We start from the raw sequence: 26,708 nt of genomic DNA on the forward strand, positions 1-26,708 counted from the left end.
GGTCGCGGCGCTGCAACGGAATGTAGCCACGAGGTTGCCGAGAGGTCAACGCTCAATGTGAGCGTTAACTTTGCGTGATTGCACGACCGGGAGCATCTCTCATGCCGTGTTCGGCCCAGATCTGTTAGCGTTCACAAAGGCTGATCCTCGGGGCGCCCGATCGTCAGGTCGGATGCCTGCGTGCGGGGATGACGACCTCGTGCGCTCAGGGCCGAACGTGTCCTAAGTGGACGCGGATGCCGTCGTGCCGCGCACGAGGTAGTGGGCGGTTGGCGACCAGCGCGGCGTGACCGGGCCGCCGTCGATCCGTTCCAGCACCGACTCCGCCACCGACACGCCGAACTGGTGGACGTCGACGCTCATGGTCGTGAGGGCGGGGGAGGCGAGCCGGCACAGCGTCGAGTCGTCCCACGCCACCAGGCTGAGGTGGTCCGGCACCGCGACACCGAGCTCGGCGGCCGCGGCGAGTCCCGCCACGGCCATCACGTCGTTGTCGTAGAGGATCGCGGTGGGTGGCTCCGGCCCGCTCAGGAGCGCGGTGGTGAGCTTGGCGCCCGCCTCCTCGGAGTAGTCGCCCTCGACGATCACCGGGTCGACGCCCGCCCGTGCGCAGCCGGCCAGCAGCGCGTCCGTGCGGGCCTGGGTGTGCAGCAACGCCGAGGGGCCGGTGACCCTGGCGATCCGCCGGTGTCCCAGGTCGAGCAGGTGCCCGAGCGCCTCGGTGACCGGCCCGGCGTGGTCGGTGCGGACCGAGGGCAGCCGGGGATCGTCGCCGACGACCACCGCGGGCAGCGCGATCTCCGCGAGCACGGCCGGGCGCGGGTCGTCCGCCACCGGGTTCACCACGACGACGGCGTCCACCAGGCCGCGGCTCGCCCAGCGGCGGTAGGCGGCGATCTCGGCCTCGTGGTCCGCCACGATGTGCAGCAGCACGGACAGGTCGCGCTCGGCGAGCCGTTCCTCGATGCCCGCGATGAACTCCATGAAGAACGGCTCGACCCCGAGCAGGCGTGCGGGCCTCGCGAGCACCAGGCCCACGGCGCCCGTCGGTTCACCGGACATCGGGCACCGCACGGAGGTCGTTGGCACAGCGCAGGACCAGCGGATCGGTGAAGGCCGCCGGGTCGACGACGGCGTCCGTGCGGATGTGGAACACGCGCACCTCTCCGGCCAGCAACGGCACAAGCGAGTCGTCCACGACCGCGTCCGGCGCCACCCGGTCGGCCAGGACGGCGACGTCCCGCGCGAACGAGCCGGCCCGCACCTCGACCTCGTACCCGCCGCGCACGGCTTGTGCCTGCGCGGCAAGGGGACTCGGGTCGTACGAGAGCTCGACATCCTCCCGGAACGGGAGGATCGCGCGGGCTTCGGCGGTGGTCGCCACGATCACCTCCGCATCGTCGTTCGCCGGCTGCAACAGCGCGTCCTCCAGGTCCAGGCAGAGGACCGAGCGGGGTGGCACCGTCCGGCGCAGTCTAGTCAGGTGCAGCGTGACACCCCGGAACGTCTGCCGATCAAGGGTGAGGTGCGCGTCCCACGGCTCGTCGTGGTCGTTGACGGCGACGAGCACGAGCCGGTCACCGCGCGGCTGGAAGGTGAGCAGCCGGGGCGCGTAGGCGTGCCGAAGCCCGTACCACAGCGGTTTGAGCCGTTCCTCGCTGTCGATCGCCGCCCAGGACGTGACCGGCCAGCAGTCGTTGAGCTGCCACACGATCGCACCGGCCGTGCGCGGCCACCACGAGCGGAAGTGCTCGATGCCGAAGCCCACCGCCCGCGCCTGGTTGAGCTGCGTCGCCCAGTGCCAGTCCTCGAACCGCGCCGGCAGGGGCAGGCGTGCCGCCAGTCCGCGCGCGAGCTTCCCGTTGCCGTCCTCGGCCTTCTGGTGCGCCAGGAAGCTCGGCGCGTCCGGGGCCAGCGGCCGGTCGTGGATCCAGCGGGTGAGCGTGGCCCACGCCGGCGGGCCCTGGAAGCCGAACTCCGAGCAGAACCGCGGCACGTGGTCGCGGTAGTGCTCGTAGCCGGCCTCGTTCCAGACGTGCCAGTCGTGACGCGTGCCATGGTCCTCGTCGTTGGGATGCAAGCCGTCCACCGGGCTGTACGGGCTGCCGGGGCAGTAGAACCGGGTCGGGTCCAGCTCGGCCACGATCCCGGGCAGCAGTTCGTCGTAGTAGCGCGAACCCCATGTCCGGCCGTCCAGCTGCTCGGGCCAGCCCCAGTCGGCGAACCCCCAGAGGTTCTCGTTGCCGCCGTTCCACAACGCCAGCGAGGCGTGGGACATCAGGCGCGCGACGTTCTCGCGGGCCTCGGCCTCCAGCTCGCCGCGGATCGGCTCCTCCTCCGGGTACGCGGCGCACGCGAGCGGGAAGTCCTGCCACACCAGGACTCCGCGTTCGTCGCAGACGTCGTAGAAGTCGTCGGACTCGTAGATCCCGCCGCCCCACACCCGCAGCAGGTTGACGTGCGCGGCCACGGCCTGGTCCACCCGCCGTACCAGCCGCTCACGGGTGATCCTGGTGAGGAAGTGGTCGTCGGGGATCCAGTTGGCGCCCTTGACGAAGAGCGGCCGGTCGTTCACGACGACGGTGAACGGGGTGCCGTGCTCGTCCGGGGTCGTGTCGACGGTGATCGTGCGGAACCCGATCCGCCTGGCCGTGCTGTCGAGCCGCTCGGACTCGCCGCGCAGCACGACGTCCAGGTTGTAGAGCGGCTGTCCGCCGTGTCCGGCCGGCCACCAGAGCTCGGCGCCGGGCACGTCCACGCGGGCGACCACGGTCGTCTGCCCGGCCGGGACGGTGACGGTGCGCTTGTGCGCGCCCACGGTGATCAGCAGTGTCAGGTTCTCGGCGGCGTCCGGCGTCCACTCGACGTCGACGTGCAGCTCGACCTGGCCGGTCCCGTCCGCGGAGACGGTGACGATCGGACGAACCTGCGCCAGGCGCGCGGTGTGCCAGCGCTCCAGCCGCACCGGCCGCCAGATGCCCGCGGTCTGCAGGTCCGGGCCCCAGTCCCAGCCGAAGCTGCACGCCATCTTGCGGACCATGTTGAACGGGTGCGCGTTGACGTGCGGCCGGCTGCCGAGAGCGGCCTCGACCTTCTCGGCGTGCGCCAGCGCCGACGAGAACGACACCGTCAGGTCGTTGCCGCCGTCCACCAGGAACTCGCGGACGTCGAACCGGTAGCCGCGGTGCATGTTCGCCGTCTGCCCGACCATGTGCCCGTTCAGCTCGACGGTGGCGATGGTGTCGAGGCCGTCGAACACGAGGTCGGCCCGTTGCCCCGGCCTGGCCGTGGCAGCGAGGAAGGTGGTGCTGTAGCGCCAGTCCGCACGGTGCATCCAGGCGAGCTCCTCCTCCGCCCGGTCGAGGAACGGGTCGGTGATCAGCCCGGACGCGAGCAGGTCGAGGTGGGTGCTGCCGGGCACCGCGGCGGGCACCGTGCGGCCCCGGATGTTGTCCGGCACCTCGTTCGTGGCCGCGGTCAGCTGCCAGCCGTCGTGCAGGTACTGGCGGATCAAGGCTGTCCTCCTTGTCGGAAAGCTTGTCGGAAACGGGCTTCCGGATCGGGCGCGGCGGCGGCGAGCTGCCGGGTGTACGGGTCCTGCGGACGCAGGAGCACGTCGTCGCCGGGTCCTCGTTCGACGATGCGGCCCCGGTGCATCACCAGGACCTCGTCGGAGAAGTGCCGGGCGGTGGCCAGGTCGTGCGTGATGTAGAGGACCGCGAGGTCCTCCTCGCGTTGCAGCCGGTCGAGCAGCTTGAGCACGCCGAGCCGGATCGAGACGTCCAGCATGGACACCGGTTCGTCGGCGATGATCACCTTCGCGCCCGGTGCGAGTGCGCGGGCTATCGCCACCCGTTGCCGCTGTCCGCCGGACAGCTCGTGCGGCCGGCGGCCGGCGAGGTCCGGGGTGAGGCTCACGCGCTCCAGCAGGTGGGGCACCTCCGCACGCGAACGGCCATGCAGCAGCAGTGGCCGGGCGAGGTGATGTTCGACGGTGTGGAACGGGTTGAGCGAGGCGAACGGGTCCTGGAAGATCATCTGCACGTGGTCGCGGTACGCCCGCCGCGCCACGGGTTCGCCGCCCTGGCCGGTCAGCGTGATCTCACCGGAGGTGGGACGGATCAGGCGGGCGATCATCCTCGCGATCGTCGACTTGCCCGACCCGGACTCGCCGACCAGCGCGACGGTCCGGCCGGCGGTGAGCGTGAAGGAGACACCGTCGACCGCGCGGTGCCGGTGGAAAGTCCTGGTGAGGTCGCGAACTTCGAGCGTGGTCATCGGATCAGGGCTCCTCGCTCGCCGGTCAGGCTGGGGAACGACGCGAGCAGCTGCCGCGTGTAGGGATGCTGTGGCCGCAGGTACATCTCCTCGGCCGTCGCGTACTCGACGACCTCGCCACCGCGCATCACCGCGATCCGGTCGCTCAGCTCCAGCAGCAACGGCAGGTCGTGCGTGATGAACACGACCGCGAACCGCAGCTCGTCGCGCAGGCGCTTGATCTCGTTGAGGATCTCGCGCTGCACCAGCACGTCCAGAGCGGTGGTGGGCTCGTCCATGATCATGACCTGCGGTTCGAGCAGCAACGCCATGGCGATCATCACGCGTTGCCGCATGCCGCCGGACAGCTCGTGCGGGTAGGAGCCGAGCCTGGCCGGGTCGACGCCGACGAGCCGGAGCACCTCCGCACACCGTGCTTCCCGGTCCGAAGTGGACATCGACGGGCGGTGCGTGCGCAGGACGTCCTGCAGTTGCGCGCGGATCGGGGTGACCGGGTTCAGGGAGTTCATGGCGCCCTGGAAGACCATGGACAGCCTGACCCACCGGAACGCGCGGAGCTCCTCCGGGCCCAGCGCCAGCACGTCGACGCCGTCGAGCACGACCGACCCCGAGGTGACCTCGGCCGGCGGCCGGTGCAGGCGGTTGATCGCGTAGGCGAGCGTGGTCTTGCCGCAGCCGGACTCGCCCGCCAGCCCGAGGATCTCGCCGCGCCGCAACGTGAGCGACACGTTCTTGACGGCGTGCACGGGTGTGGCGCCCTGGTAGACGACGTTGAGGTCGCTGACCGTCAGCACCACGTCCTCGTCCACAGGCGCTGCCACGGGTGTGGTGGCCACGACGTCACGCCGGCGCCGGACCCGGTCGCGCAGCGCGGGGTTGATGATCTCGTCGATGCTGAAGTTGACGAGGGCGAGCGCGCCACCGAACAGGGCGATGATCAACCCCGGCGGGACGAACCACCACCACGCTTCACGTTGCAGCGCGAAGCCGTTCTGCGCGTAGTAGAGCATCGTGCCGAGCGTTGAGGAGTCGGCCGCCCCGAGCCCGAGGAACGACAGGCCCGCCTCGCTCAGGATCGCGAGGACGACGGCGAACACGAACTGGGAGGCCAGAATCGGCAACAGGTTCGGCAGGATCTCCATGCAGATCACCCGCCACGTCTTCTCGCCGGACACCCGTGCGGCGGCCACGTAGTCCCTGTTGCGCAACGACAACGTCTGCGCGCGCAGCACTCGGGCGGCTGCCGCCCACCCGGTGATCGCGAGCACCAGCGAGATCGTCCACGTACCGCGCTGGTCGGCGGGCACGAACCCGGCGACGACGATCACCAGCGGCAGGCCGGGGATCACCAGCATCACGTTGGAGAACAACGAGAACGCCTCGTCCACGACACCGCCCGCGTACGCGCCGACGATGCCGAAGACACCGGACAGCACCGTTGCCATGACCCCGACGAGCACGCCGATCCACAACGACCCGCGGGTGGCGTGGGTGAGCTGGGCGAGCACGTCCTGGCCGGTGATCGTGGTGCCCAGCAGGTGCCCGTCGCCGGGCGGGGTGAGCCCGATGTCCCTGATCGTGGCGGGATCACCGGTGAGCAGCGGACCGAGAAGTCCGAAGAGGACGATCAGACCCGCAAGGCCGAGCCCTGCGGCGAGTTTTCCCGACCAGGTCATGACACCGTGCTCCGATCCCTCGTGCGGGCGTCGATCAGCCCGTACAGCAGGTCGACGACCAGGTTCGCGCCGAGCACCGCGATCGTGATCACCAGGAAGATCCCCTGCATGAGCGCGTAGTCGTTGTTCTGCACGGCCTGCAGCAGCTTCGAGCCGATGCCGGGGTAGGAGAAGACCTGCTCGGTGACGATCGACCCGGACACGACGAACCCGAGTGAGATCGCGAACCCGGCGACGGAGGGCAGCACGGCGTTGCGCGCCGCGTACCGGACCATGACCCGGCTGCCGGTCAGGCCCTTGGCCCGTGCGGTCAGCACGTAGTCCTCCGACATGGCCGACACCATCATGTTGCGCATGCCGAGCAACCAGCCGCCGACCGAGGAGAGCACGATCGTCAGCGCGGGCAGCGTGCCGTGGTAGAGCGCCGAACCGAGGAACTCCGGGCTCCAGCCGGGATCGAGGACCACGTCGTAGCCGCCGTTGAGCGGGAACCAGCCGAGCCCCGACGAGAGCAGCGCGACCAGGATCAGCGCCAGCCAGAAGTACGGCACCGCGGACAGCATCGTGGTCGCGGGCACCAGCGAGTCGAGCCAGGTGCCGCGCTTCCAGCCGACGAGCGCGCCGAGCCCGACCCCGAGCACGAACGAGATCAGCGTAGCGAGCCCGACGAGCACGATCGTCCACGGCAGCGAGTCGCCGATCACGTCGGTGACCTTCGCCGGGAACGCGCTGACCGACACCCCGAGGTCCCCGCGCAGCAGGTTCCCCAGGTACGCCAGGTACTCCTGGGCGAACGAGTCGCGCCCGCCGGTGCCGAGCAACGTCTCGTAGGCCTGGCGGGCGGCGGGGTCGACGGACCCGCCGCGCTGCTGGAGCTTGGCCATCAGGATGTCCACCGGGTTGCCCGGCAGCAGCCGCGGGATGACGAAGTTCAGCGTCACCGCCGCCCACAGCGCCACCAGGTAGAAGGCGACCTTGCGCAGGTGGTAGCCCATCGTCAGGATCCGGCGGGCGTGAGCTTCGCGTACACCTGCGAGGCGTCCGGCCGCTTCCACACGGCGGGGAACGCGTAGAGGTCGTCCTTCGTCGGCCAGCCGGTGAACGCCTTGTCGTTGTACACGTTCGGCACACCGCCGGTCAGCACCGGGATGTATGGCATGGACTTCTCGAGCTCGACCTGGATGGTGTCGTAGTGCGCCTGCCGTGCGGGGTCGCCGCGGTCGGTCTTCTTGAGCTCGGCCAGCGCCGCGTCCACGGCCGGGTTGCTGAACCGGGCGAAGTTCGGGTTGGCGGCCTGCCCGACCGGCGCGGTGGTGGCGGTCGAGAAGAAGTAGCTGTAGGTGTAGTACGGGTCCGGCGCCGGGCCCTGCTCGACCGAGTCGATCAGCAGCTCGAACTGGCCGCGGCCACGCGCGTCGGCCCACTCGTTCCACGACAGCTGCTGCGGGGTGATCTTGACGCCGATCTGGAGCAGCTGCTGGCTCAGGGTCTCCAGCGCGGTGATGTAGTCGGTCCAGCCGGCGACCACCTTCACGGTCAGTGCCAGCGGTTTCCCGTCCTTGGCGTAGATGCCGTCCGCACCCTTGACGTACCCGGCGGACGTGAGCAGTTCGGTGGCCTTGGCGACGTCGGCGTTCATCGGTGCCATGCGGTCGGTCAGCTTGTCCGACAGCAACGCCGTGTCGCGCGGCTGGAGCGTGAAGCCGGGGGACATCTCGCTGCCGGTGTTCTGGAAGGCCAGCGAGTTGATCTGGGTGCGGTTCATCCCGTGGTAGATCGCCCTGCGCACGGCCGGATCGGTCTGCGGTCCCTGGCAGCCGAGCCGCGCGTCGGAGCACGTGAACAGCGCGACCTGGTTGAGTGGCAACGTGACGATTTTGTAGCCGGGGTAGTTCTTCTCGACGTCCTTGACGTCCGGGACCGGGCCGGTCTGCCAGTCGATCGAACCGGCCTTGAGCGCGTCGACGCCCGCCTGGTTGCCCGACAGCGACAGGTAGCGGACCTGCTTCACGGCCGGCTCGCCGCCCCAGTACTTCGGGTTCGCCTTGAGGGTGAACGACTGCGCCTTGAACTCGCCGAGCTGGAACGGACCGGTGCCGACCGGGTTCGCGTTCACCTCGGTCGCGGGCGTGGGGTAGTTCTTCCAGACGTGCTCGGGCATGATCCACAGCTGGCCCAGCACCTGCGGTCCGTCCATGTAGGACGGTTCAGGGAACTTGATGACCACGTGCGTGTCGTCGACGGCGGTTGTCGTCCCCTTGAAGCCGGTCTTGTTGACGGCCGGGGTCTTCGCGACCATGTCGAACGTGAACTTGACGTCCTCGGCGGTGAACTTCTCGCCGTCGGACCAGGTCACGTCGTCTCTCAGGGTGACGGACAGCTCCGTGCCGTCCGTGTTCCACCCGAACTCGGTGCCGAGCACGGGCTTCGGCGGTCCGTCCTTCGCGATGTTGAAGAAGAACAGCGGTTCGTAGATCGTTCCGGGCCCCTCGATCTGGGTGGGGGCGTACGGGTTGAAGTTCAGCTGGAAGTCGCCGGCCTGCCCGGTGTAGACGACGAGCGTGTCGCGTGGCCGGCCCGCGCCACTGGAGCCGGAGCAGGCAGCAGTGGCCGCGACGAGGACCGCGAGACCTAATGCGCAGAGCCGCTTGTGCAGGAACATCGTTGATCCTCCCGAGGCTGGGTGGTTCGCCGCGAGGATTCTTCAGTTACTAAACAAAGAAAGTCAACGCCTCGGGATGCTTTACTGATCCCGAGGTTGTCGATGGATCAAGTTCGTCGTTCGACGGAGGAGTGCTGTGAGCGGACCGGCGCGGGTAACCCACGCCAGCACCAGGGCGGCCGTGCTGGACCTGGTCAGGGCGGCGGGCGTGATCAGCCGCGTCGGCCTCGTCAACGCCACCGGCCTGACCGGCGGCACGATCTCCACCGTCGTGCGCGGCCTGATCGACGAGGGACTGGTGGCCGAGACCGGGCACGCCGAGTCGACCGGCGGCAAGCGCCGGGTCATGTTGCAGCTCAACCACTTCGCGCGCTACGCCGTCGGCGTGCACCTCGACGACGCGCGGATCACCTACGTACTCACCAACCTCGGCGGAGCGGTCGTCGCCAGGATCTCGCGCGCGGGCGCGGCCGCCGACGAGCCGGCGGCCGTGGTCGCCAGGGTGGCTCGCGAGGTCGGCGCGCTGATCGACAGCGTCGGCGTCGAACGCGATCGAATCCTCGGGCTGGGACTCGTGGCGGCACGTCCGTCGGAGCACCACGAGTTCGGCCGTGCGCTCGAGCGGGCGACGGGCCTGCCGGTGGTGCTCGACAACGACGCGACGGCGGCGGCGATCGGCGAGCACTGGTCCGGCGGCGTCGGCGCGACGTCGACGTTCGCCGCGCTGTTCATGGGAACGGACGTCGGCGCGGGCGTCGTGCTCGGCGGCGCCACCTACCGGGGCCCGAGCGGTCACACCGGCGAGATCGGCCACACCTGCCTCGACATCGACGGCCCGTGGTGCCGGTGCGGCGCGCGTGGGTGCCTGGAGGTGCTGGCCGGTCCCGCCGCGGTCGTGGAGCAGGCACGGGCCGACCGGGCACTGAGCCGCGCGGCGGGCCTGGTCGGAGGCCGGACCCGCGCGGTCACGCCGATCGCGGCGGACTTCGCGGCGATCAGCAGGGCGGCCCGGCAGGGCAACACCCGCGCGGTCGCGTTGCTCGAACGGTCCGCCAGGTACTTCGCGGCCGCCGCGCGCACGCTGGCGAACGTGCTGGACCTGGAGGTGCTGGTGCTCACCGGCCCGAGCTTCGCGATCGCCGGCTCGGTCTACCTGCCGGTGCTGCGCGCCGAGCTCGACAGCGCGTTCATCGCGCGCGACGCCCACCCGATCTCCGTGCGGCTGTCGCCGTCGGCGGCGTCGGCGCCCGCGATCGGCGCCGCGGCGATCGTGCTGCAGTCGGAGCTGGTGCCGCGGCGTCAGGGCCTGCGGCTGCCGGACGACCTGGCGGCCGAGGAGCCGCCCGTGTTCGGGCAACTGGTCCGCTGAGTGGGATCCAGTGGTGTGGCCCGGAACGTTGCCGGGGGAGTTCGGGGTCAGACGGGTGCGTCGTGGTGTCGGCCCCACGTCCACGTACTGGTTGTACGGGGGCGTGGAGGCGCCCTGCTGAGCGCGGATTACCTCGCCGACGTTCCGGGCCGCGCCACTAGGGTGTGCGCATGAGCCGGGGCAGGGCAGCGGTGGTGCTGCGCAGGAAGTTCGACAGCACCTTCAGCTGGATCGTGACGCTGGGCGCGCTCGGCACGAGCACGTACGTGCTGCTCAACCCGTTCCCCGGCAACGGGTTCGGGCACCAGCTGGAGTTCATCGCGATCATGGCGCCGCTCACGTGGTTCATGTGGATGGTCGGCGCGCACTCGGTGGTGGAGATCCACGACTCGGGGGTGCTGGTGGTGAACTGGTTCCGCCGGTACTGGGTGCCGTGGGCCGAGCTCGCGTCGGTCGAGGCCACGCGGGAGGTCGCCCTCGTCACGACCTCGGGGCAGCGGATCAACGTCGCCGTCGGCGCCTTCTCCGCGGCCAGCTCGTTGCGGGGCAGCCGGGTGCAGTCCCGGATCCGGGAGGCCATCGAGCAGCACCGGCCGCACCCGGCGCCGTCCGATGGCGGTGGTGTGCGCAAGAGTCTCGACCTGGCGCCGTGGCATTTCGCGGGCATGGTGGCGTTCCTGCTCGTCGTCGCCTGGATCGGGCTGTGGCGCGGGTGAGTACTGTCGTCCACACGAGACAGCCTGTCAGGGGAGAATGACGGTGGCGCGCAAGCACCTGCTGGTGATGTTGTTGCTGCTCACGGGCGCGTGCTCGGCGGAACCCGCGGCACCGTCGCCGTCGCCCCGGTCCCCGCTGAAACCGCCGACGCTGGTCAACGAGGTGGTGCCGCCGCAGGACGTGCTCACCGTCGTGCGGGACGTGATCGATGCTCGGACCGTCGAGTTCGCCGACGGCACTAAAGTCCGCGTCGCGTCGCTGGCGGAACCGAAGGCGTGCTTCGCGGAGGCCTCGCTCTCCTTCGCCAGGTCGACGCTGCTGGCGAGCTCCGTCAGGTTCACCGGGCTGGAGATCGGCGTGGTGGACCTGGAACTGGAGAACGGCACCGACTACGCCGTGCTCGCCGTGCAGCAGGGTGCACTGAAGCCCGAGGGTGTCGAGAGCGGGCCGCTGATCAACGCCCGGGACGAGGCGGCCGCGGCCAGGCGAGGGCTGTGGGGCCCGCCCTGCGAAGGGTCCGACACCTCCAAACCCGCCCCCACCACAACGACCACGACTTCCGCGCCTCCACCACCGCCTCCGACGACCACGACCACGACCCCGCCGCCTCCGGCGAAGGCCTGCGCCGCCTCCTACCGGATCACCGGCCAGTGGCAGGGCGGGTTCCAGGCGAGCGTGACCGTGCGCAACACCGGTACCGCCGCGGTGAACGGCTGGTCCCTGCAGTGGGCCTTCTCGAACGGCGAGAGCGTCCGTGAGATGTGGGACGCCTCCGGCAGGCAGTACGGGTCGAGCGTCAGCGCCGCGAACATGAGCTACAACCGGCAGATCGCGGCGGGCAAGTCGGTGCAGTTCGGCTTCAACGGCAACTCCCGCGGTCGTCCGGTCCCGCCGGGCGCGTTCTCGCTCAACGGCGTGAAGTGCGCGGTGGAGTAGGGACTCGCTGGTGAGGCTTTGCGCTGGGGCGCAACAGCTTCAGCGGCAGCAGTGGGACGGCGTCACAACTGCGGCCATGGTTTCGAAACCTGGTTCGACGCCGTTCGACCGGTCGTTCGACGGCATTCGACAGCTCGCTTGACGCTCATCTGGCACCGATGCAGACTCCGGAAAGCGTTTTCCACACGGCGAGGTCGGGGGTCGATGAGCGCTCTAGACGAACTGCGTCAACTGCGCCGGGGTGGCGTCCAGGTACGGAAAAGCGACAACAGAGCCGCGTTCTGGTTCCTCGCGCCCTGGTTCGCCGGGCTGCTCCTGGTCACGATCGGACCGGTGATCGCGTCCTTCGCGCTGGGCTTCACGAAGTACAACCTGATCCAGCCGCCGAGGTTCATCGGATTCGACAACTTCCTGCGCATCCTCAGCGACTCCCGGCTGCACAACGCCCTGCGGGTCACGTTCACCTACGTGCTCGTGTCCGTGCCCCTGCAGCTGGCGTGCGCACTGGGCGTCGCGCTGCTGCTCAACCGCGGGCTGCGCGGGCTCGCGTTCTACCGCTCGGCGTTCTATCTGCCGTCACTGCTCGGGTCGAGCGTGGCGATCGCGGTGCTGTGGACGCAGGTGTTCGGCACCGACGGACTGGTGAACCGCGTGCTGGGGTTCTTCGGCGTCGAGGGCAGGGGCTGGATCTCCGACCCGGACACCGCGCTGTCGACGCTGATCGTGCTGAACGTGTGGACGTTCGGCTCGCCGATGATCATCTTCCTGGCCGGGCTGAGGCAGATCCCGGAGGTCTACTACGAGGCCGCCGCGATCGACGGGGCGAGCAGGCGGTCGCAGTTCCGGCGGATCACCCTGCCGCTGCTCTCGCCGATCCTGTTCTTCAACCTGGTGCTGCAGATCATCCACGCGTTCCAGTCGTTCACGCAGGCGTTCGTCGTCTCCGGCGGCACCGGCGGGCCGTCCGACTCGACCATGTTCTACACGCTCTACCTGTACCAGCAGGGTTTCAGCCGGTTCGACATGGGATACGCGTCGGCGCTGGCGTGGTTCCTGCTGCTGATCATCGCGGCGTTCACCGCGATCAACTTCTGGGCGGCGAAGTACTGGGTGTTCTATGACGACTAGAAGGCTCGCCACCCCCGTCAAGCACCTCGGCCTGGTCCTGATCGGGTTCGTGATGCTGTACCCGGTGCTGTGGATGATCGCGAGCTCGTTGCGGCCGGGCGACGAGATCTTCCGCAGTCCCGGCCTGATCATCGACAGCCTGCACGCCGAGAACTACACCGAGGGCTGGTACGCGCTCAGCCCGTCGTTCGGGACGTACCTGCTCAACTCGGCCGTCCTGGTGCTGGGCTGCATCGTCGGCAACCTCGTGTCGTGCTCGATGGCGGCCTACGCGTTCGCCCGGCTGAACTTCAGCGGCAAGCGGTGGTGGTTCGGCATCATGCTCGGCACGATCATGCTGCCGATCCACGTGATCATCGTGCCGCAGTACGTGCTGTTCTCGAACATCGGCTGGGTCAACACGTTCCTGCCGCTGATCGTGCCGAAGATCCTCGCCACCGACGCGTTCTTCGTCTTCCTGATGGTCCAGTTCATCCGGGGGCTGCCGAAGGAGCTGGACGAGGCGGCGCGCATCGACGGCTGCGGTCACCCGCGCATCTTCGCGCAGATCATCCTGCCGCTGATGAAGCCGGCGCTCGCCACCACGACGATCTTCACGTTCATCTGGACCTGGAACGACTTCTTCACCCAGCTGATCTATCTGACGGACCCGGACATGTACACGGTGCCCGTCGCCCTGCGCTCGTTCGTCGACTCGACGGTCGCCACGTCGTGGGGCTCCCAGTTCGCGATGAGCGTCGTGTCGATCATCCCGATCTTCCTCGCCTTCCTCATCGGCCAGCGGTACCTCGTCAAGGGAATCGCCACGACCGGTGGCAAGTAGCCGAAAGGAACGGACATGCTCAGAGGACTCCGCCGCCGTACCGCGTTGACGGTCCTGCTGTCGCTGACCGCGTCGTTGCTCGCGGCCTGCGGCTCCGGTTCCGAAGCCGGTGGGGAGCTGACCGCGGAACCGGTGACGCTGCGCTTCACCTGGTGGGGCGCGGACGACCGGCACAAGCGGACCCAGCAGGTCATCGAGATGTTCCAGAAGAAGCACCCGAACATCACCGTCAAGGGTGAGTTCAAGGAGTGGAACGGCTACTGGGACAGCCTCGCCACCACCATGGCGGCCAACGACGCGCCGGACATCATGCAGATGGACGAGCAGTACATCGCCTCCTACGCCGAACGCGGCGCGCTGCTGGACCTCAACGAGGCCAAGAAGCACCTCGACACGGCGGACTTCGACCAGAAGGCGCTCGCGACCGGCGCTGTCGACGGCAAGCAGTACGGGCTGCCGGTGGGCCTGGCCATGTACTCGATGGTGGTCAACACCGACCTGCTCGCGAAGTACGGCATCCCGGTTCCCGACGACACGAAGTGGACGTGGGACGACGTGAGGTCGATCGGGGAGCAGGTGTCCAAGGCGGGTGGCGGTCAGGTGTTCGGCGTGCAGTCGCCGGGGATCAACGACACCGCGGGGTTGAGCATCCGCGCGCGGCAGCAGGGCAAGGCGTTGTTCGATGCCGAGGGCAAGGTGGTCCTGCCGCCCGAGATCGCGACGAAGTACTGGACCTACATCCAGGACCTCGCGAAAGCCGGGATCGCGGCACCGCCGTCGGTCACCGTGGAGAAGGCCTCCGCCGGGCTGAACCAGTCCGCGACCGCGACCAACACCGCGGCGTTCGGCCTGTGGTGGAACACCCAGCTGACCGCGCTGACCGCCGCGAGCGGTGCGAAGCTGAAGCTGCTGCGGCTGCCTGAGGAGTCGCAGGCCAAGTCGCCCGGCGCCTACTACAAGCCGTCCATGTTCTGGTCGATCTCCTCGCGGTCCGAACACCCCGCGGAAGCGGCCGCGTTCGTGAGCTTCCTCGCCAACGACGAGGAGGCGGCGAAGGTGCTGCTGACCGAGCGTGGCGTGCCCGCGAACGTGAAGATCCGCGCGGCGATCGCCGGTCAGCTCAAGGAGACCGACAAGGCCGCCAAGGAGTACCTCGACACGGTGCCGGTCAGCGACCCGCCCAGGATCACGCCGAACGGCGCCAGCACGACCGACGCGATCCTCAAGCGGCACACCGAGGACGTCCTGTTCGGCCGGACCACGCCAGAGGCCGCGGCCGCGTCGTTCATCAAGGAAGTCCAGTCCGAAGTGGACGCGGCGAAGTGAGGCGCGCTGCCATCGTCGGCACGGGCGGGATCGCCACGTCCCACGCCAGGGCGTTGCGCGCGGCGGGAGACCGCATCGAGCTGGTAGCCGTGGTGGACGTCGACGACCAGCGTGCGGCCGCGTTCGCCAAGGAGTGGGGTGTCGCGCGCGTCTACCCCGGTGTGGCGGCGTTGCTCGCCGTGGAGCCGCTGGACGTGGTGCACATCTGCACTCCGCCGCGCGCTCACGTGCCGCTCGCGCTCGAGTGCCTCGCGGCGAACGTGAACGTGCTCGTGGAGAAGCCACCGGCGTTGTCGCTGAGCGAGATCGACATGCTGGTCGCGGCCGAACGAACCTCGACCGGCCGGGTCGCGACGGTGTTCCAGCACCGCTTCGGTCCCGCCGCGATCCGGTTGCGGCGGATGATCGGGGAAGGTGTCCTCGGCAGGTCGCTGGTGGCGAAGTGCGACACTCTCTGGTACCGCGACGACGCCTACTTCGACGTGCCGTGGCGCGGTTCGTGGGACAGCGAGGGCGGTGGCCCGACGATGGGTCACGGCATCCACCAGTTCGACCTGATGCTGTCCGTGCTGGGCCCGTGGCAGGAGATCCGTGCCTTGGCGGTGCGGCAGGTACGTGACGTCGCGACCGAGGACGTCTCCATGGCGTTGGTGACCTTCGCCGACGGCACGGTGGCCTCGGTGATCAACTCTGTGCTGTCGCCCCGGGAGACCTCGGAGCTGCGGTTCGACTTCGAGCACGCCACGGTCGAGGTCGAGCACCTCTACGGCTACACCGACGCTCAGTGGACGGTGACTCCCGCGCCCGGCCACGACGACGTCGTGACGCGCTGGCGGGAAGAGCAGTCCGAGATCGTGAGCGGCCACCAGTGCCAGATGGCCGAGTTCCTCGACGCACTGGACAGTGGTGAGACGCCACCGGTGACCCTCGCGGACACCAGGAACACCATGGAGTTCATCGCGGCGCTGTACGCCTCGGCGTTCACCGGCACCGTGGTGAAGGCCGGCCAGATCGGACCGGACAGTCCGTTCTACGCGACGATGGAAGGAATCGGTGCTCCATGGGCGAACGACCGGTGATCACCAGGCAGGACGACGAGGCGCTTGTCGTGTCGGTGGGTGACGTCGAGCTGTTCGAGTACGTGTTCCGGCCGTCGACACCCGCGTTCGAGGGCCCGAAGCCCTACCTGCATCCGGTGCGCACGCTCGCCGGTGACGTGGTGACGGCGTTCCGGCCGCATGACCACCGCTGGCACAAGGGCCTGCAGATGACCGCGACCGACGTGTCGGGGGAGAACTTCTGGGGCGGCAACACGTACGTCCGCGACCAGGGGTACCTGGCGCTGCCCAACGTCGGCACCATGCGGCACGAGGACTTCACCGTCGCCTCGCCGGAAGGCGAGGTGCGGATCGACGAACTGCTGTCCTGGTTCACCGAGTCCGGGCAGCACTGGGTGCGCGAGATGCGCCAGTTCACCGTGCGCGACGTCGAGGACGACTCGTGGACGCTGGATTTCGCCACCACCCTGACGAATCTGCGTGCCGAGCCGCTGGTGTTCGGCAGCCCGACCACCAACGGGCGTGAGCTCGCCGGCTACACCGGGTTCTTCTGGCGCGGCCCGCGTTCGTTCACCGACGGCCAGGTCATCGCGGCCGATGGGGGAGCCGGCCAGGAGATGATGGGCAGGGCCGCGCGGTGGCTCGCGTTCGTCGGGCACCACGACGAGGTGGAGCGCTCGTCGACGATGCTGTTCCTGGACCACCCGGACAACAAGGGCACGCACTGGTTCGTGCGCAGCGCTCCGTTCGCCGCGGTCAACCCCTCGTTCGCCTTCTTCGAGCCGGTGGAGGTGGCGCCCGGCGAGGCGCTGACCCTGCGCTACCGGCTCGTCGTCGCGAACGGCGAGTGGAACCGCGACCGACTGGAGTCCTATGTGGAGGTGCACCCGTGGTGATGCCGTTTCCTGGGGGGATCGGCATCTCCGGTCTGCGGGTGTACGACTGGCCGACGGTGGACGGGCTGTGCGGCGGCTCGCCGCACGTCCACCTCACCTGCGCGGAGTGCTACTACGTGATCGGCGGTCAGGGCAGCGTCCAGACCCTGACCCGGCGCGGGTTCGCCGAGACACCGCTGCGCGAGGGCACGGTCGCCTGGTTCACGCCCGGCACGATCCACCGCCTGGTCAACGACGGCGACCTGCGGATCATCGTCGTGATGCAGAACAGCGGCCTGCCGGAGGCGGGAGACGCGGTGTTCACGTTCCCCGCCGAGGTGCTGGCCGACGCGGAGAACTACCCCGCGCATGCTCAGGCCGGTGACGAGGAGTCCGCCCGTCAGCGCAGGGATCTCGCTCTCGAAGGGTTCCTGGAGTTGCGGCGACGCGTCGAGGAGGGCGAGGGCGCGGCGCTGGACGACTTCTACCGTTCCGCCGTGCAGCTGAAGCAAGACGTTCTGGACGCCTGGGAGAAGCGGTGGCGCGCCGGCGCGCTGGCGTCGGCCGAACGCACCGGTGAGCAGCTGGACCGGTTGCGGGACGGCGACATCGGCCACCTCGGCGCGGCGGACATCCACGTGATGCGCGCGGAAGGACCGCAGCGGTTCGGCATGTGCGGCCGGCTCGACGTCCACGACCCGGCCGAGGGCAGCTCGCCGCACGACTGATGCCGTCGATCGAACCGTCCGTCGAATCGACGGAACTGTTGTGTGGCAACGAGTCTGTCCAGGACAGTAAGGTGATGAGAATCGCAGCAGGCGCACTCGTCGTCGTCCTCACCGCCGCCTCCACGACCTCCGCGAACGCGGCGGCGTGGGAAGAGGTGATCGGGACAGGTTCCTTCAGCGGCTACGGCGCGCTGGAGTCGGAATGGAACTACCGTTACCCGTGGGGTTCCGACCACAACGGCACGGCCAGGATGTACGCGAGCTCCAGCGACCACAACCACGTGTCGCTCTCCGGCGGCGTGCTGACGGTGAAGGCGACGCGCATCTCCTGGGACGAGGGCTACAGCTCGGCCGATCCGCACCTGCCCATCCGCTACCACTCCGGCGCGATCCACGCGAAGGAACACGTGGTGGTGAACGACCAGTTCCCGAACTGGGAGGTGAAGGGCGACTTCCAGGCGCCGTCCACCCGCGGCACCTGGCCCGCGTTCTGGCTGACCGGCGTAAACAGCTGGCCACCCGAGAGCGACATCCTGGAGTTCAAGGGGGACAACCGGAACTGGTTCAACACCTTCCGGACGTCCAGTGACGTGTCGAGCTCGATCGTCAGCGTCTCGTCGCCGGGCTCGTGGCACACCTACCGCGCCTGGATGACCAAGGTGAACGGCACCGACGTCGACATCCACTACTACCTCGACGGCAGGTGGATCGCCAGGCACACCGCGAGGAACTTCGTGGGCAAGCGGCTCTGGGTGATCATCAACCTGCAGATGGAGGGCTCGTCCGGCAGCCCGGGCCCTACCGCGGAGACCGTCTACCGGGCCCGCAACGTCTACATCGGACGCACGCGGGCGTGAAAAGTGAGGTGGCCCCGGCGAACACCGGGGCCACCTCCACCGGTCAGGCTCCCGCCGGAAGGCCGGACCTGGCTTCCTGCGAGGTCAGCGGCCGCATCGTGATCGTGTACTCGTAGGTGCTGTCAGGCCGGACCTGGCTGCGCTGCCGCACCGGGTTCGGCGTGTCGCCGACACCGGTCACGGCGTGGTCGGCGTGCAGCGTGAAATGCCCCTTGTTGCGCTGCAACATGAACGGGTACGCGGCTCGCTCGATGTCGTCGTACTGCGTCACGCTGACCTCGGGGGCACCCGACACCAGCAGACCGGACGTGCGTCCGTCGGTGAGCAACGCCCACCGGGTGTCGGTGTGGTTGCCGTGGTCCTGCGGGCGGTGGTACTCGACGTACTGGTCGGCCACGGAGGTGGAGTGCACCCCGATCGGCGTGCCGTCCTTGCGGTCGACGTAGCTCTCCGCCTTCCTGCCGTACCAGGAGAACTCGGAGAAGCGGTCGGGCACGGACAGCTGGACGCCGATGCGCGGCAGGTACGGCAGCGTCCGGATGGAGCCCTGCGGCGTCACCCGGTGCCCGAGTCGCAGCACACCGGCCGAGTCCACCGAGTAGACCATCGTCTGGTCGAACCACGCCCCGCTCACACCGGGCGCGGCCACCTTGCTGTCCACGATGATGCGGGTGGTCTTGTGCCCGTCCTTCTCCACGCGCACACCGGACACCGTGGTCTCGAGGCGGTCCAGGCCTGCCTTGCGCCAGTCCTCGCCTTCCGCACGGCCCCACGTGTAGGTCTCGTTGCTGATCGGCGCACGCCACGCGTCGAGCTTCGGACCGCTGGCGAGCAGCTCGCGGCCCCACGACTTCATGGATGTCAGCGCACCGGACTTCTTGTCCACCGTGTAGGCCGCACCTGCTGCCGTGGCGGTGACCTTCTGGGCGTCCTCGTGGGTGAACACGACGGCCCAGTCGAGCGGCGCCTTGTCCAGACCGGGAACGCGGCTGCCGCCCAGTGTGAACTGGTCGTGCGCGAGCACGTGCCCGGCCGGGAGCAGCGGTGCCGCCGACGACGTGACCGTTTCGACGGTCAGGAACCGTTCCCGGTCGGCGTCGTTGACCGGCACCGGCAGCGAGATCGTCGCGGTCGATCCGGCGGCGACCCGCAGCGGCTGTTCACCGCTCTTGACCACCCGCGAGCCTTCGGTGACGCGCCAGCGCAGGGTGAGGTCGTCGGTGCCGGTGAACTGGCGTTCGTTGGTCACCGACAGCACGCCGCCGGAGTAGCCGAACCGGATCGGCTGGTGCGCCCACGCCATCTGCGTGGTCTCCGGCTGGGGCTTGCGGTCCGTGCCGATCAGACCGTCCACACCGGACAGCGTCGACCCGTACGCGAAGTGCGTGCCACGTTCCCGCACGCTGTCGAAGTCGAGCGCCAGCACGGCGCCGCCGGCCGGGGCGGAGGAGACACCGAGTTCGGCTGCGGGCAACGCCCGGTCGTAGACGCGGACGTCGTCGACCTCACCGCGAGCCATCCAGCCGACGGTCGACGGGTCGTTCCACGACATCTCGAAGTCGCGGCCGATGTTCACGTCCGCTGCCGAGTAGTCGATCGCGCCGGTGAACGGCAGGGTGCCGACCTCGGTGCCGTCGATGTACAGCCGCAGCGCGGTGCCGTCGTAGGTACCGCTGACCCGGTGCCACTTGCCGTAGAAGTCGGCGGGCACCTTCGCCTGCACGGCGCGCCATGTGCCGCTGTGGATGAAGAACTCGAGCGTGGTCTCGTTCTTCATCTTGAGCGTCCACTGGTGGTCGCCTTTGGCGATGACGGGGAACTGGCCGGTCCACTTGCCGGGCTTGATCCACGCGTCGAGGGTCAGCGCCGTGCCGGTGATGTCGAGCTTACGGTCGCGGTAGACCTCGACGAAGTCGTCGAGCCCGGACAGCGACAGCGCCTTGCCACGGTGACCGTCGACGAGCTTGGGCGCACCGGACAGCAGAGCCGTGATGTCGTTGCCGGAACTGTCCGGTGCGATGCGGGTCTTCTGCTTGATGTTCTGCTCGGCCCAGTCCCAGATGAAGCCGCCCTGGGTCTGCGGGTTGGCCCGGATGATGTCCCAGAACTCCCGGAAGTTGCCCAGGCTGTTGCCCATCGCGTGGGCGTACTCGCCGAAGATCAGCGGCTTGGTCGTGCTCTTCGCCTGCTCGGCGAACCGCTCGGGCGAGGGGTAACGCGGTCCCCAGATGTCGGCGAACGGCGCGTCACCGTCGGGGTTGTTGGACTGGTGGTAGATCGGCCTGCTGGGGTCGTTGGCCTTGAGCCACTTCGCCATCTCGAAGTGGTGCGCGCCGAGCCCCGCCTCGTTGCCGGTGTCCCACAGGAAGACGCTCGGGTGGTTCTTGTCCCGCTCGACCATGCCGATCAGCCGGTCCAGGAACGTGTCGCGCCACTCCGGCTGGTTGGCCTGGCACCACCGGGCGCAGTTCTCGTGGTTGTGGGTCTCGATGTCGACCTCGTCGCCGATCCAGATGCCGTGCTTGTCGGCGAGGTCGTAGAAGTACGGGTCGCTCGGGTAGTGCGAGGTGCGCACGGCGTTGACGTTGAGCTGCTCCATCAGCGCCACGTCGCGTTCCTGCGCCGCACGGGGAATGTGCCGGCCGTGGTCCGGGTTTGTCTCCGCGCGGTTGACGCCCTTGAACAGCACGCGCTTGCCGTTGATCAGCAGCGTCCTGTCCCGGATCTCGATCTCGCGGAAACCGGTGGTGTCACTGGTGATGTGCGTGATCCTGCCGTCGGGCGCGGTCAGCGTCAGCACGACGGTGTAGAGGTTCGGCGTCTCGTCGGTCCACTTGGCCGGGTTGCGCACCGGCAGGGTGAGACGGGCGGTGCTGCCGTCGGTTTCCTGGCTCGCCGAACCGACTTCGGCTCCACGGGAGTCACGCAGGCTGGCGGTGACGCGGTGCGTCCCGGTGGTGCCGCCGGGTTTGTGGCCGAGCTCGACGTCCGCGGTGAGGGTCGCGTCGGTGTAGGTGGCGTCGAGGTCGGTCTTGAGGGTGACGTCCTGGATGAACGTGGCGGGCGTCGAGTACAGCGACACCGAGCGGAAGATGCCCGAGTACCGCCACTGGTCGTAGTCCTCGAGGTAGGAACCGGCGCTCCAGCGGTGCACCTGGACGGCGATCTTGTTGTGGCCGGGCCGCAGCGCGGAGGAGATGTCGAACTCGGCCGGGGTGTAGCCGCCCTGGTCGTAGCCGATGTAGGTGCCGTTGACCCACACGAAGTAGCCGGACGTCACGCCCTCGAAGCGCACGAACGTGGCGCGCTTCGTCCAGTCGGCCGGCACGTCGAAGTCGCGGACGTAAGCACCGGTCGGGTTCACGTCGCGGGGCACGCGGGGCGGGTCGTCCGGCTGCACCTCGGTGGCGATGTTGCGGAAGATCGGGTGGTCCAGGCCGTCGGTCTGCCAGGTGTGCGGCACGGTCACGGTGCGCCAGCCGGACGTGTCGTGGTCGTCGGCGTAGAACCGCGCCGGAACGTCGGCGGGCCTGTCCGCCATGGAGATCCGCCATCTGCCGTCCAGCGACTGCGTGAACGGGGTGCGCTCGTCGCCGCGAACGGCCGAGGCGACATCCGCCTGCGGGAGCAGCAACGCGTGGTGCGGCTCCTGCCCCTCGGCGATCCTGCGCGGATCCTCCAGGTAGGTGTGCACGTCCGGAGGTGGATCGACTGCGGAGGCGACCGGTGTCGTCGAACCAACCGCAACTAACAGCACCGTGGCAAGAACAATCGCGCGCCGCACGCTGAACCTCCATGTTCAGACAGAACTGAACACAAGTGAACAGCCGGGGCGGAGGGGCGACAAGAGGCCACGAGGTCCGTGCCGTTCACAGGGCGTCCACTGTTATCGAACAACTCGACGCTTGCGTTCGATTTTGTTCGACCTCACGCTCCGTGGAACATGCCGAACCGCGACCAGCCGGGGGAACCGTGAAGAGGATCGTTCTGAGCTTGGTGACGGTGCTGCTGGCGTCGTCCGGAACCGCGGCGGGTGCGCCCGCGGCGGCACCGTCGGTGAGCCTCGTGGCCGACACACTGCTTGATCCTTCGGCGCTGTACTTCGTGTCCTACGACGGGGTGGTGAACAACAACTCGTTCCAGCAGGACGCGATCCTGACCTACCAAGGACGTCAGTACGCCACCTGGTACACCGCGAGCCGCAACGCCGTGGTGGCGCGGCGAACCGTGGGCAGCACGCGGTGGGAGAGCGTGGTGCTGCCGCACCGGCTCAGCGCCAACGACTCGCACAACGTGATCTCGCTGGGAATCTCCCCGCAGGACAACACGATCCACGTCGCGTTGGACACGCACAACACGCGATTGTTCTACTTCCGGTCCCAGCCCGGCCTCGCGACCGGCGCCCAGCAGTGGAACGCCGCCGCGTTCGGTGCTGTGCAGCGCACGCTCGGCGGCGTCGAGCTCGGTTCCATGACCTACCCGCAGTTCGTCGTGACACCCGAGGGCAGGCTGCAGTTCAGCTACCGCACCGGTGGCTCCGGCAACGGCGTCAACGAGCTGGCCGAGTACTCCGGCGGCACCTGGCGCAAGCTCGGCGGCTGGTCGTCCGCGACCGGTTCGTACACCGGCCCGAACGGCGTGGTGTCCACGACCCGCAACATGTACCTGCACGGCCTGACCTATGACCGAAGTGGACGGTTGCACGCCGCTTTTACGTGGCGTGAAGGCAACACCGGCGTGCTGTGCAACGCGGGCGGCCTGACCAACCACGACACCGGCTACGTCTACAGCGACGACCGCGGCCGGACGTGGCGCAACGGTGCCGGAACCGTGGTGGGCACGACCGGTGGCGCGCGGGTGAGCGTCAACTCGCCCGGTCTGGTGGCGGATCCGCTCGACCCGAACCACGGCCTGATGAACCAGGAGAGCCAGGCCGTGGACGCGCAGGGCCGGCCGCACGTCGTGATCAGCTATGTACCCGGCCGGTTCACCCAGTGCGTGTCGAACTACGCGCAGCAGCGCACGCAGTACGGCCGCACCTTCCACGTCTTCCGCGGAGCCGACGGCAGGTGGACCAAGATGGAGGTGCCGATCCCGCCGAACCACACCCAGCGCACGAAGATCGTGTTCGACCGGGCCGACAACGCGTACCTGGTGCTGCCACGCGGGAGGATCGTGGCGGCGAGCAAGGCCAGCGGCTGGACGGACTGGACGACGTTGTTCGACCGCCCGTCACTGCGGGCGTTCGGCGAGGTGAACGTGGACACGTCCCGCGTCGCGTCCCAGGGAATTCTGTCGGTGCAGTACCAGCAGACCTCCAGCGGCACCACGCCGTCGCCGATCCGCGTCGCCGACTTCCGGCTGGGGGCCTGACATGGCGCGACTTCTGCTGGTTCTCGTCCTACTGACCGCCGGTCTCGCCACGCCGGCAGCCGCGGAACCGTTGCCGCAGAACGGGGTTACCGTTCGCGTCGACCCGTCCTACCAGCAACCGGAGTTCGAGGGCTGGGGCACCAGCCTGGTGTGGTTCGCGAACATCACCGGGGGCTATCCGGAGCCCATCCGCCGCAAGCTCGTCGACCTGCTGTTCGGTGAGGACGGACTGCGCCTGAACATCGCGCGGTACAACATCGGCGGCGGCAACGCGCCCGACGTCCGCAAGGATTACATGAAGAAGGGCGCGACGATGGAGGGCTTCTGGAAAGCCCCTCCTGGCACCACGCGCGCCGATGTGGACTGGTGGCAGCCGGACAACCCGGACCACTGGGACTTCGCCGCGGACGCCAACCAGCGCTGGTGGATCGACCAGATCAAGCGCGAGGTCACGAAGTGGGAGGCGTTCAGCAACTCGCCGCCGTGGTTCCAGACCGTCAGCGGCTACGTCTCCGGCGGGTTCGACGCGAACACCGACCAGATCCGCCGCGACCGCGTCGAGGACTTCGCCACGTACCTGGCGCGGGTGACCCAGGAGATGGAACGCGCGCACGGCATCAAGTTCGACACGCTCGCGCCGTTGAACGAGCCCAACACGAACTACTGGGGCACGCAGATCGGCCCGGACGGCCAGCCGACCGGTGGACGCCAGGAGGGCGCGCACGCCGGACCCGAGTTGCAGCAGGAGGTTCTGCTCGCTACCCGACGCGCGCTCGACGAGTTGCGGTCGCGGGTGAAGGTGTCCGCGATGGACGAGACGAACCCCGGCACGTTCGTGCGCAACTGGAACGGCTACGGCCCGGCGCGGGACGTGGTCGACCAGCTCAACGTGCACACCTACGGCACGGGCCAGCGCACCAGCGTCCGCGACATCGCCAAGGGCGCCGGCGAGAAGCTCTGGATGAGCGAGGTCGAGGGCACCTGGGGCAACGGCACCACGGACTACACGAGCATGGAACCCGGTCTGGGCATGGCGACCAGGATGCTCGAGGACATCCGCGAGCTCGAACCGTCCGCCTGGGTGTTCTGGCAGCCGGTCGAGGACACCATCCCGCAGACCGCCGCCGGCAAGAACTGGGGCAGCATCCACATCCCGTTCGACTGCACGGCGGACGACACGCTGGAGTCCTGTCCGATCAGGACCAACACCAAGTTCCACACCATCCGCAACTTCACCCACTTCGTCCGTCCGGGCGACCGGTTCGTCAAGACCGACGACCCGTCGAGCGTCGCCGCGGTGAAGCGGTCCGGTCTGGACGCGACGGTCGTGCACGTGAACAGCGGCAACACCGGCCGTGCGGTGACGCTGGACCTCTCGCGGTTCGGGCTCGTCTCGCCGTTGGCGAAGGTGACGCCGGTCGTCACCGACGCGTCCGGGGCCCTCGTGCGTGGCAAGCCCGTGCGCGTGGCCGGGAAGTCGGCGACGGTCACGGTGCCGGCGAAGTCGGTCACCACGTTCCTCGTCGACGGTGTGGCGGGGGTGTCCGGTGACGCCGCGCTCGTCCAGCCCGGTCACGTGTACCGGATCGCCACGGGCGGGAGGTCCCTGCAGCCGTCCGACGACTGGGCGAAAGCGGTCCTGCGGACCACCGACACCGCGAGTGCCCGACAGCTGTGGGCGGTGCGGAAACTGGGACACGGCAACGGAAACCGCGAGCGGTACGAGATCGTCAGCGCCGTGACCGGAACCCGGCTGGCCGCATCGGGTGACGCCGTCGTGCTGCGGTCGGCCAGGGGCACCGCCGCTCAGTGGATCATGTCGACGACCGGTGACGGCAGCTGGACTTTTGTGAACGTTGCCACCGGCATGCTGATCGAGGCGACCGGTGAGGCGGTGTCGGCGAAAACCCCGACCTCGGGCGCGAGCCAGCGCTGGACCCCGGTCGACGAGACCGTGCAACGGGTTCAGGACACCGCTGTGTTCACGGTTCCCAAGCTTCGGCCCGTGCTGCCGCAGACCGTGACGCCGGTGTACCCGGACGGAGCGCGAGGTGCTCTGCCCGTGGTCTGGAACCTCCCGCCGGACTGGCGCTGGCAGCAACCCGGCACCGTGCGAGTCCACGGCACGGCGACGGACGTGCTCGGGCGCAAACTGCCCGCACTGGCCGTGGTCACCGTCGACACGATCGCCACGACACTGCCGGCTCGCGCGAAGACCTACGTCGGCGGACGGCCCGAGTTGCCGGCCACCGTCACGGGCATCGGCAAGCGTGGCGGCAGGGCCGAACTCCCCGTCGTGTGGGACAGCGCGGTGTTCGACCACGTCGGGACGGTGACGGTGACCGGGCGTGCCCAGGTCGTCGACGGCAGCACGGTCGCCGCTACCGCGGTGGTGCAGGTGACCGAGCCCGTGGAGGTGAACGCGGCGCTGGACGCGGCTGTCGCGGCGACCTACACCGAGTCCGGCTACTCGGCGGAACGGCTGCGCAACGGCGTCACGGAGGAGAAGGCGTGGTCGAACTGGAGGTCCGGCACCAAGAACCCGTCCGACACGATCACCTTCACCCTGCCCGGAACCCGTGATCTCACGCGCGTGGCCGTGCATTCGCATCGCGACGGTGAGGGCGGCATCGCCCAGAGCCTCAAGGTCCAGCTGCGCACGGCCGAGGGCACGTGGGTCGACGCGAGCGGCGACGTCGAAGTCACCGCGCTGCGGACAGAGGTCGTGCTGAACCCCTCGCCGCCGGCGACCGCCGTGCGAGTCGTCCTCACCGCGCGTCCGTCCGGATACCTCACCCTCGGCGAGATCGAGGTTTTGGCGAAGGCACCTGCTTTGTGAGCGTCGAATTCAGGTCGAAGAAATTACCCTCCGCGCATTCGACCTGTTCGACGCTACTGTTTC

General features: G+C 68.9%; 19 protein-coding genes. 12 read left to right on the top strand and 7 right to left on the bottom strand.

From position 1 onward, the window contains the following. Window positions 1-222: 222 nt before the first annotated feature. Genes BLR21_RS00410 through BLR21_RS00435 form a run of 6 tightly spaced genes read right to left on the bottom strand, consistent with a single transcriptional unit; the run spans window position 223 to window position 8,616 of the window. Window positions 223-1,062: a LacI family DNA-binding transcriptional regulator gene (locus BLR21_RS00410; RefSeq protein WP_090004396.1), complete on the bottom strand. Its 840-nt coding sequence runs from the start codon at window positions 1,060-1,062 to the stop codon at window positions 223-225. Then, window positions 1,052-3,514, bottom strand: coding sequence for a glycoside hydrolase family 2 protein (locus BLR21_RS00415; protein WP_090003639.1), 2,463 nt, complete (start codon window positions 3,512-3,514; stop codon window positions 1,052-1,054). The genes BLR21_RS00410 and BLR21_RS00415 overlap by 11 nt, the downstream gene beginning before the upstream one ends. After that, entirely contained in the window at window positions 3,511-4,278 is a 768-nt protein-coding gene (locus tag BLR21_RS00420) for an ABC transporter ATP-binding protein (protein WP_090003640.1), read from the bottom strand. The genes BLR21_RS00415 and BLR21_RS00420 overlap by 4 nt, the downstream gene beginning before the upstream one ends. Continuing rightward, a complete protein-coding gene (locus BLR21_RS00425) occupies window positions 4,275-5,954 on the bottom strand; it encodes a dipeptide/oligopeptide/nickel ABC transporter permease/ATP-binding protein (RefSeq protein WP_090003641.1) in 1,680 nt (559 codons plus the stop codon). Before BLR21_RS00425 ends, BLR21_RS00420 begins: the two co-directional genes overlap by 4 nt. Then, the gene (locus BLR21_RS00430; RefSeq protein WP_090004397.1) at window positions 5,951-6,949 is read right to left on the bottom strand and encodes an ABC transporter permease; all 999 of its coding nucleotides are present in this window, start codon (window positions 6,947-6,949) and stop codon (window positions 5,951-5,953) included. The genes BLR21_RS00425 and BLR21_RS00430 overlap by 4 nt, the downstream gene beginning before the upstream one ends. A 2-nt stretch (window positions 6,950-6,951) precedes the next feature. Next, a complete protein-coding gene (locus BLR21_RS00435; RefSeq protein WP_090003642.1) occupies window positions 6,952-8,616 on the bottom strand; it encodes an ABC transporter substrate-binding protein in 1,665 nt (554 codons plus the stop codon). A gap of 136 nt (window positions 8,617-8,752) precedes the next feature. Here BLR21_RS00435 and BLR21_RS00440 point away from each other — a divergent pair, with 136 nt between their 5' ends. The 10 genes from BLR21_RS00440 (at window position 8,753) to BLR21_RS00485 (ending at window position 18,433) form a co-directional block, all read left to right on the top strand. Beyond that, window positions 8,753-9,985: an ROK family protein gene (locus tag BLR21_RS00440; RefSeq protein ID WP_090003643.1), complete on the top strand. Its 1,233-nt coding sequence runs from the start codon at window positions 8,753-8,755 to the stop codon at window positions 9,983-9,985. Between the two features lie 170 nt (window positions 9,986-10,155). Further along, window positions 10,156-10,701 (top strand): PH domain-containing protein, encoded by a 546-nt coding sequence (locus BLR21_RS00445; protein WP_090003644.1) that lies wholly within the window; start codon window positions 10,156-10,158, stop codon window positions 10,699-10,701. A 43-nt stretch (window positions 10,702-10,744) separates the two neighbouring features. Beyond that, a complete protein-coding gene (locus BLR21_RS00450) occupies window positions 10,745-11,638 on the top strand; it encodes a cellulose-binding domain-containing protein (protein WP_176929389.1) in 894 nt (297 codons plus the stop codon). Between the two features lie 204 nt (window positions 11,639-11,842). After that, window positions 11,843-12,766 carry a carbohydrate ABC transporter permease gene (locus tag BLR21_RS00455; protein WP_090003646.1) on the top strand — a complete coding sequence of 308 codons (924 nt, stop codon included), beginning with the start codon at window positions 11,843-11,845 and terminating at the stop codon, window positions 12,764-12,766. Further along, window positions 12,756-13,589 (top strand): carbohydrate ABC transporter permease, encoded by an 834-nt coding sequence (locus BLR21_RS00460; protein WP_090003647.1) that lies wholly within the window; start codon window positions 12,756-12,758, stop codon window positions 13,587-13,589. Before BLR21_RS00455 ends, BLR21_RS00460 begins: the two co-directional genes overlap by 11 nt. 15 nt (window positions 13,590-13,604) lie before the next feature. Beyond that, window positions 13,605-14,915, top strand: coding sequence for an ABC transporter substrate-binding protein (locus BLR21_RS00465; protein ID WP_090003648.1), 1,311 nt, complete (start codon window positions 13,605-13,607; stop codon window positions 14,913-14,915). After that, window positions 14,912-15,994, top strand: a complete 1,083-nt coding sequence (locus BLR21_RS00470; protein WP_090003649.1) for a Gfo/Idh/MocA family protein — start codon at window positions 14,912-14,914, stop codon at window positions 15,992-15,994. The genes BLR21_RS00465 and BLR21_RS00470 overlap by 4 nt, the downstream gene beginning before the upstream one ends. After that, on the top strand, window positions 15,976-16,869 hold the full coding sequence (locus BLR21_RS00475; protein WP_090003650.1) for a DUF6807 domain-containing protein: 894 nt from the start codon (window positions 15,976-15,978) through the stop codon (window positions 16,867-16,869). Before BLR21_RS00470 ends, BLR21_RS00475 begins: the two co-directional genes overlap by 19 nt. Continuing rightward, window positions 16,869-17,576, top strand: a complete 708-nt coding sequence (locus tag BLR21_RS00480) for a cupin domain-containing protein (protein WP_090004398.1) — start codon at window positions 16,869-16,871, stop codon at window positions 17,574-17,576. The genes BLR21_RS00475 and BLR21_RS00480 overlap by 1 nt, the downstream gene beginning before the upstream one ends. A gap of 74 nt (window positions 17,577-17,650) precedes the next feature. Beyond that, a complete protein-coding gene (locus BLR21_RS00485) occupies window positions 17,651-18,433 on the top strand; it encodes a family 16 glycosylhydrolase (protein ID WP_090004399.1) in 783 nt (260 codons plus the stop codon). Window positions 18,434-18,476: 43 nt separating this feature from the next. On the opposite strand, the gene BLR21_RS00490 is transcribed toward BLR21_RS00485, so the two are convergent. Beyond that, entirely contained in the window at window positions 18,477-22,127 is a 3,651-nt protein-coding gene (locus BLR21_RS00490; RefSeq protein ID WP_256334349.1) for a glycoside hydrolase family 2 TIM barrel-domain containing protein, read from the bottom strand. A gap of 278 nt (window positions 22,128-22,405) precedes the next feature. Between BLR21_RS00490 and BLR21_RS00495 the strand changes: the two genes are divergently transcribed. Both BLR21_RS00495 and BLR21_RS00500 read left to right on the top strand, forming a co-directional pair. Then, window positions 22,406-23,806 (top strand): BNR repeat-containing protein, encoded by a 1,401-nt coding sequence (locus BLR21_RS00495; RefSeq protein ID WP_090003652.1) that lies wholly within the window; start codon window positions 22,406-22,408, stop codon window positions 23,804-23,806. 1 nt (window position 23,807) lies between these two features. Next, the gene (locus BLR21_RS00500) at window positions 23,808-26,645 is read left to right on the top strand and encodes a glycoside hydrolase (RefSeq protein ID WP_176929390.1); all 2,838 of its coding nucleotides are present in this window, start codon (window positions 23,808-23,810) and stop codon (window positions 26,643-26,645) included. Window positions 26,646-26,708 lie beyond the last annotated feature (63 nt).

It is taken from the genome of Lentzea albidocapillata subsp. violacea, assembly GCF_900100275.1.
Taxonomy (GTDB): Bacteria; Actinomycetota; Actinomycetes; order Mycobacteriales; family Pseudonocardiaceae; genus Lentzea; species Lentzea violacea.